The sequence below is a fragment of the Dietzia sp. SLG310A2-38A2 genome (genome assembly GCF_014145095.1).
In the GTDB taxonomy this organism is placed as follows: Bacteria; Actinomycetota; Actinomycetes; order Mycobacteriales; family Mycobacteriaceae; genus Dietzia.
This window is the reverse complement of record NZ_JAALDX010000381.1, coordinates 1-7,027: the sequence shown is the minus strand read 5'-3', so window position 1 is coordinate 7,027 and position 7,027 is coordinate 1. Positions and strand designations below refer to the sequence as shown.

Genomic DNA, 7,027 nt, shown 5'->3' with positions numbered 1-7,027 from the left:
GTGAGCCGCTGGTCGGGGCCCAAGCTCGACAAGGGCCGGACGAAGTGGGCCAACGCGGCCCGTGCGGCCGCCAAGCAGTCCCGGCGCGAGTGGGAGCCGGAGATCGGCGAACCCCTCGACTCCACCGGTCTCGTGGCATTCGTGGCCGAGGAGGTCGGGGCGGGTGCGACCGCACTGGTGCTGCACGAGGACGGTGCCGCCGGTTTCGCGGACGCCGTGACCGCGGCGGGCCCGGTGGAGCGGATCCTCCTCGTCGTCGGGCCCGAAGGCGGCGTCTCCGACGCCGAGATCGACTCACTCACTCACGTCGGGGCCCGCGCCGTCGTCCTGGGTCCCGAGGTGCTGCGCACCTCCAGCGCCGCCGCGGTGGCACTGGGCGCCCTCGGAGTTCTCACGCGGAGATGGGCCCGCGCTGGTACTACACTCGACCCGACCGCACCACCACCCAGGAAGTGATCCACGTAGGTACCCCAGAGAACGACGCAGTGAGAGACACGGTCGCCCGGACGAAGGGTGACGACCGCGGAGGCCCCGCCGGCCTGCCCTCCCGTACGGCGGTCCAGCTCGACCCCGACCTGGCCATGGCGGTGCTCGGTACCGCGGATGCCAACCTCCGGGCACTCGAGGAGCTCCTCGACGCGGACCTGCACGTGCGGGGCGGCACCATGACCATCTCCGGTGACCCCGGAGCCGTCGACCAGGCCTCCCGTGTGGTCTCGGACCTGCTGCGACAGGCCGGGCGTGGCGTGGAGATCACCCCGGCGTCGGTGCGACGCTCGGTCGAGATCCTCGCCGACTCCGGGCCGCTGACCCCCGAGGAGGTGTTGGGCACGGACGTGCTGTCCCGCCGAGGGGGGATGATCCGTCCCAAGACGGTGGGGCAGAAGCGTTATGTCGACGCGATCGACGACCACACGGTGGTGTTCGGGCTCGGACCTGCCGGTACGGGCAAGACCTACCTCGCGATGGCCAAGGCGGTCGCCGCGCTGCGGGCCAAGGACGTCAGCCGCATCATCCTCACCCGCCCGGCGGTCGAGGCAGGGGAGCGACTCGGCTACCTGCCCGGCACCCTGCACGAGAAGATCGACCCGTACCTGCGGCCGCTGTACGACTCGCTGCACGACATGATGGACCCCGAGGCCATTCCCAAGCTCATGGCGGCCGGGGTGATCGAGGTGGCGCCGCTGGCCTACATGCGCGGGCGCACTCTCAACGACGCGTTCATCATCCTCGACGAGGCGCAGAACACCACGCCCGAGCAGATGAAGATGTTCCTGACCCGCCTCGGCTTCGGTTCGAAGATCGTGGTGACCGGGGACATCACACAGATCGACCTCCCGGGCGGGCAGCGTTCCGGGCTCAAGGTGGTGCGCGACATCCTCAAGGGAGTCCCCGACATCCACTTCTCGGAGCTCACGTCCGCGGACGTCGTGCGGCACGCGCTGGTGGCCCGGATCGTCGACGCCTACGCGAAGCACGAGGAGCGCCTCGAACGAGGCGAGGAACCCACCGCCGTCCCCAGGAACAGGGAGCACCGCCGCCGATGAGCATCGAGGTCGCCAACGAGTCGGGCGTGGAGGTCGACGAGGCCGAACTCATCGACGTGGCCGCGTTCGTGATCGCCCGGATGGACGTCCACCCCGCCGCGGAGCTGTCGATCACGCTCGTGGACAAGGACACCATGGCAGATCTCCACGTGACGTGGATGAACCTGCCGGGCCCCACCGATGTCATGAGCTTCCCCATGGACGAGCTCTCCCCGGGAGGTCGCCCCGACCTGCCCGATCCCGGCCCGGCGATGCTCGGCGACATCGTGTTGTGCCCGGCGTTCGCCGCCGACCAGGCCGCCAGCTCCGGGCACCCGCTCGCGCACGAGCTGGCGCTGTTGACCGTGCACGGGTGCCTTCATCTGCTCGGGTACGACCACGCCGAGCCGGCCGAGGAACGCGAGATGTTCGGCCTGCAGAACGAGCTGCTGGGCGAGTGGTACGACCACCGGGACGCCCCGCAGGACGACGCCCCGCGCGCGGACGCCTGATCCGTGGACCAGACCATTCTCACAGCCGGCGCTGCCGTGCTGCTCATCGTGGTGGCCGGCGTCTTCGCCGCCCTCGACGCCGCGCTGAGCACGGTCTCGGTGGCCCGGGTCGAGGAGATGGCCAAGGAACCCCGCTACGGGGCCTCGAGGCTGTCCCGGATGCTGCTCAACCGCCCGCGCTACATCAACGTCACGGTGCTGCTGCACCTGTTGAGCCTGATCGCGGGTGTCGTACTCCTCACCGTCGTGTTCGCGGAGGTCATCGAGTCCACGGTCTGGGCGCTGGTCGGGGTGATCGCGGTGACGACCATCGCGGCGTATGTGGTGGCCGGCGTCGGTCCCCGCACGCTGGGGCGCCAACACGCGTACTCGCTGGCACTGGGCGCCTCGACCCCGCTGAGGGTGCTCGGGATGGTCCTGGGTCCCGTCGCCAGCCTCCTGGTGGGTGTCGGCAACGCCGTCACCCCGGGCCGGGGCTTCCGCAACGGCCCGTTCGCCTCCGAGATCGAGCTGCTCGAGATCGTGGACATGGCCCGTGAGCGCGGCGTCGTGGCAGACGACGAGTCGCGCATGATCCAGTCGGTGTTCGAACTCGGGGACACCACCGCGCGCGAGGTCATGACCCCGCGGACCGAGATGGTGTGGATCGAATCGGACAAGACGGTCGGCCAGGCCGCCCGGCTGACCGTCAAGTCCGGATACTCCCGGATCCCCGTGGTGGACGGTGACAACTCCGACGACGTGGTGGGCGTGATCTACCTCCGCGACATCGTGGCCCGTCTCGACGACCCCGACGGCCGCGCGGCCCCGGTCGCCGACGTGATGCGTCCCGCGGTGTTCGTGCCGGACGCCAAGCGGATCGACGACCTGTTGGCGGAGATGCAGCGGGACCACAACCATCTGGCGATCCTGGTCGACGAGTACGGCGGGACCGCCGGGCTGGTGTCCATCGAGGACATCCTCGAGGAGATCGTCGGCGAGATCGTGGACGAGTACGACACCACCGAGGTGCCCCCCGTCGAGGATCTGGAGGACGGGAGGTACCGCCTGTCGGCCAGGCTCGGCCTGGACGAGGTCGCCGAGTTGTTCGACGTGGAGTTCCCGGACGAGGTGACCGAGGAGGTCGAGACCATCGGGGGACTGATGGCGCTCGAACTCGGTCGCGTCCCGCTGCCCGGGGCACACGTGGTCACTGAGGGGCTCGACCTGCGCGCCGAGGGCGGGCACGACCGTCGCGGCCGCGTCAAGGTGGTCACCGTGGTGGCCGAACGGATCGACCCCGCCGCCGACGGCACACACGAGAACGACGACGAGGAGAACCGATGACCACCCCAGAGGGCTTCCGGAGCGGTTTCGTCAGCTTCGTGGGCCGGCCGAACACCGGCAAGTCCACCCTCACCAACGCGCTGGTGGGCGAGAAGATCGCGATCACCTCCTCGCGGCCCCAGACCACCCGGCACGCGATCCGCGGGCTGGTCCACCGACCCGATGCCCAGATCATCCTGGTCGACACCCCGGGCCTGCACCGGCCGCGCACCCTGCTGGGCGAGCGGTTGAACGCCCTGGTCGAGGACACCTACTCCGACGTCGACCTGATCGGCCTGTGCATCCCTGCGGGGGAGCGTATCGGCCCCGGCGACCGCTGGATCCTCGAGCAGGTGCGCAAGCTCTGTCCCACCACCCCGATCCTGGGCCTGGTCACCAAGATCGACACCGTCTCCAAGCAGACGGTCATGGAGCAGTTGGTCGCGGTCTCCACGCTGCTCGGGCCGGACTCCGAGGTCGTCCCGGTGTCCGCCGCGTCCGGTGAGCAGATCGACGTGGTGGCGGACCTCATCGCCTCCCTGCTCCCCGAGGGGCCGAGGTTCTACCCCGACGACGTGATCACCGAGGAGTCGGACGAGACCCGGATGTCCGAACTCATCCGCGAGGCCGCCCTCGAGGGCGTGCGGGACGAGCTGCCCCACTCGATCGCCGTGTCGATCGAGGAGGTGCTCCCCCACGAGGGGCGTGACGACATGGTGGACGTCCACGCCACCGTCTACGTGGAGCGGCAGAGCCAGAAGGCGATCGTCCTGGGCAAGGGCGGCTCACGCATGCGCGAGGTGGGCACCCAGGCCCGCGCGGGGATCGAACAACTCCTGGGGACCAAGGTCTACCTGGACCTCCACGTCAAGGTTCTGAAGGAATGGCAGCGCGACCCCAAGATGCTCGGGCGGCTGGGTTTCTAGTCCGCGGTTGCGCGAGTGCCTCTAGCGAACGGTCGAACGAACGATCCCCACGATCGTCTCCCGCGCGGCCCGTCCCTCGGGAGTGGGCTGCAGCGGGTGCACGTGTAGTAGTCCCTTCTCCTCGATATACCTGACGTCCACGCCGGCGGCGCGGGCCCGCTCCACGCCGAGTCGCACGTCGGGCAGGACGATGTCTCGGGTGGCGGCGAAGACCGTGAGCGGCCCCAGGCCGGCGAAGTCCCCGCATAGCGGGCTCACCCGCGGGTCGTTCACCGGCAGGTCGTCCCGCCAGGCGTCGATGAACACCCGCAAGCCCCTCCGGGCGAGCCACGGGTCACTGGGTTGGACCCGGTCGATGTCCGGGTTGTCCATCGCCAAATCGAGCGCGGGTGAGATCAGGATCGTCGCCGGGAGTCGGGACACACCCCGATCCCTCAGCTCCATGGCCGCGGACAGCGCGATCTGGCCCCCGGCGCTGTCACCGGCGAGACACACCGGGCCGTGCTCGGCGACCTCGTCCCGCACCAGGTCGGCCACTCCGGCCACGACGCTCGCCGCCGTTCCCCGGTTCGTCGCCGACACCGGACCCGCCAGCGGGTAGACCGGCACCAGGACGCGGGTGCGGGCCTCGGCGGCCATCTGGGCGCACAGGCGCCAGTGGGGCGCGCTGATCTCCTTGGCCCAGCCTCCACCGTGGACGTACACGACAGTGCCGCGGGCGGGTCCCCCGGCGGGTTCCAGCACGTAGACCGGCCAGCCGTGCCGATCGACACGGGTGAGCCGGACGTCGTCGCGCAACCGAGGCGGAGCATATGCCGTCGGGCGCACCGCGGCGTCGTCGAGGAAGGTACGTGCGCGGTCCGGGTCGGCGAACACGCGCTGCCGTCGGGTGGCTCGGATGTAGAGGGGAACCAGGCGGGACGCGATACTGGGCACAGCGAGACTGTAGCCGTCCTCGGGGTCCCGGGGGCCTACCCGGCGGCGGGGAGTATCGGGCTCAGGCGCGCGCCCGGCGCGATACCCGCCGCGACGGCCGGGAGTGGGACAATGAGCGTCTGTGCCCGCACCGAGAGGAGGCCCGGATGCACCCGTTCACCGACACGGGCCTGGTCGTGCGTACCTACGACCTCGGTGAGGCGGACCGGATCGTCACCCTGCTCACCCGAGACCACGGGTTGGTCAGGGCCGTCGCCCGTGCGGTGCGCCGTACCCGCTCGCGGATGGGCGCCAGCCTGGAGCCGTTCGCCGTGGTCGAGGTGCAGATCGCCCCGGGTCGTGGTCGAAGCGGTCTGGGCACCGTGAGGCAGGCGTCGAGCCGCGAGTCGCTGGCGCGTCCCCTCGTGGCGGACTACCCGGCCTACACCTCCGGCTGCGTGGTGCTGGAGACCGCGGAGCGGCTGGCGGGGGAGGACGGCGCCCCCACTCCGAGGCTGCTCGGCCTCGCCGTAGGCGCCCTCCGCTCCCTGGCCGAACACCGTCGCCCGCCCGGGCTGGTCGCCGACGCGTTCCTCCTGCGCGCCATGGCGGCGTCCGGCTGGGAGCCGGTCCTGGACTGCTGCGTGAACTGCGGCGTGGTGGGCCCGCACCGGGCGTTCCACGTGGCCTCCGGCGGTACCGTGTGCGTGCACTGCAGGCCTCAGGGTTGTGCCATGCTCACCCCCGGTGTCGCCGAGCACCTGTCGGCGCTGTTGGCCGGGCGGTGGGACGCCGTGACCGTCTCCTCCCCGGCGGTCGTCCGCCAGGCCTCCGGGATCGCCGCCGCACACCTGCAGTGGCATCTCGAGCGTGACCTGCGCAGCCTGCCACTGGTCGACCGTGGGGTGATCGACCTGGTTCAGTCCGACGAGCCCCTGCCCGTCGCCCAGCCATTTCCCGCCGAGCCCCTGCCCGCCGAACACCTTGAGGAGTCCCGTGCCCGGACTACCCAGATTCCGTAAGCGCACCGCGTCGAGGGACGGCGCAGCGCCGGTGACCGTACGGCCGCCCACCCCGCACCCGTCGGGTGAGCGACCGCCCGCGATCCCGGCTGAGTTCGTTCCGCGCCACGTCGCACTGGTGATGGACGGCAACGGACGCTGGGCCCAGGAGCGGGGCCTGCCCCGCACCGAGGGACACAAGCAGGGCGAGGCGGTGCTCATGGACGTGGTCCAGGGGTGCATCGAGATCGGGGTCCCGTATCTGTCCGCGTACGCGTTCTCCACGGAGAACTGGAAGCGCAGTCCCGAAGAGGTGCGTTTCCTCATGGGCTTCAACCGGGACGTGCTGCGCCGCCGCCGCGACGAGATGCACGAGTTGGGGGTGCGGGTCCGCTGGGCCGGCAGGCGCCCCAAGTTGTGGAAGTCGGTCATCTCCGAACTCGAGGAGGCCGAGGAACTCACCCGGAACAACACGGTCATGACGTTGGCGATGTGCGTCAACTACGGGGGCCGTGCGGAGATCGTCGACGCCGCGCGGGACTTCGCGCGACGGGTCGCCGCCGGGGAGGTCTCGGCCGACGACCTGACGGAGGAGAACTTCGCCCGCTACCTCGACGAGCCGGATATGCCGGACGTTGACCTCTTCCTGCGGCCGTCCGGTGAGCTCCGCACCTCCAACTTCCTGCTGTGGCAGAGCGCCTACGCCGAGTTCGTCTTCCAGCACACGCTCTTCCCTGACTTCGACCGACGCGACCTGTGGGCGGCGTGCCTGGAGTACGCCGAGCGGGACCGGCGGTTCGGGGGAGTGGCCGGAGCCTGACCCGCGGCCCCCGGGCGGACGC

The 7,027-nt window shown here is 70.6% G+C and carries 8 protein-coding genes; 7 read left to right on the top strand and 1 reads right to left on the bottom strand.

Going from position 1 to position 7,027, the window contains the following annotated elements; genetic code table 11:
* From G6027_RS18930 to era, 5 genes are all read left to right on the top strand, one after another.
* Nucleotides 1-456 (top strand): RsmE family RNA methyltransferase (locus G6027_RS18930; RefSeq protein WP_241727111.1); only part of this gene is annotated, 456 nt, incomplete at its 5' end.
* 29 nt (nucleotides 457-485) lie between these two features.
* A complete protein-coding gene (locus G6027_RS13310; protein ID WP_182637589.1) occupies nucleotides 486-1,547 on the top strand; it encodes a PhoH family protein in 1,062 nt (353 codons plus the stop codon).
* Nucleotides 1,544-2,038: an rRNA maturation RNase YbeY gene (gene ybeY / locus G6027_RS13305; RefSeq protein ID WP_182617320.1), complete on the top strand. Its 495-nt coding sequence runs from the start codon at nucleotides 1,544-1,546 to the stop codon at nucleotides 2,036-2,038. Before G6027_RS13310 ends, ybeY begins: the two co-directional genes overlap by 4 nt.
* A 3-nt stretch (nucleotides 2,039-2,041) precedes the next feature.
* Nucleotides 2,042-3,364 (top strand): CNNM domain-containing protein, encoded by a 1,323-nt coding sequence (locus G6027_RS13300; RefSeq protein ID WP_182637588.1) that lies wholly within the window; start codon nucleotides 2,042-2,044, stop codon nucleotides 3,362-3,364.
* Nucleotides 3,361-4,269, top strand: a complete 909-nt coding sequence (era, locus tag G6027_RS13295) for a GTPase Era (RefSeq protein ID WP_182637587.1) — start codon at nucleotides 3,361-3,363, stop codon at nucleotides 4,267-4,269. The genes G6027_RS13300 and era overlap by 4 nt, the downstream gene beginning before the upstream one ends.
* Nucleotides 4,270-4,290: 21 nt before the next feature.
* Here era and G6027_RS13290 read toward each other — a convergent pair whose 3' ends face one another.
* A complete protein-coding gene (locus G6027_RS13290) occupies nucleotides 4,291-5,205 on the bottom strand; it encodes an alpha/beta fold hydrolase (RefSeq protein WP_182637586.1) in 915 nt (304 codons plus the stop codon).
* A gap of 146 nt (nucleotides 5,206-5,351) precedes the next feature.
* Here G6027_RS13290 and recO point away from each other — a divergent pair, with 146 nt between their 5' ends.
* Nucleotides 5,352-6,206 (top strand): DNA repair protein RecO, encoded by an 855-nt coding sequence (recO, locus tag G6027_RS13285; protein WP_182637585.1) that lies wholly within the window; start codon nucleotides 5,352-5,354, stop codon nucleotides 6,204-6,206.
* Nucleotides 6,207-6,237: 31 nt separating this feature from the next.
* Nucleotides 6,238-7,005: an isoprenyl transferase gene (locus G6027_RS13280; RefSeq protein ID WP_182637593.1), complete on the top strand. Its 768-nt coding sequence runs from the start codon at nucleotides 6,238-6,240 to the stop codon at nucleotides 7,003-7,005.
* Nucleotides 7,006-7,027 lie beyond the last annotated feature (22 nt).

Coding starts and splice junctions, on each gene's coding strand:
- ybeY (WP_182617320.1), top strand. CDS start 1,544: ATGAGCATCGAGGTCGCCAACGAGTCGGGCGTGGAGGTCGACGAGGCC.
- era (WP_182637587.1), top strand. CDS start 3,361: ATGACCACCCCAGAGGGCTTCCGGAGCGGTTTCGTCAGCTTCGTGGGC.
- recO (WP_182637585.1), top strand. CDS start 5,352: ATGCACCCGTTCACCGACACGGGCCTGGTCGTGCGTACCTACGACCTC.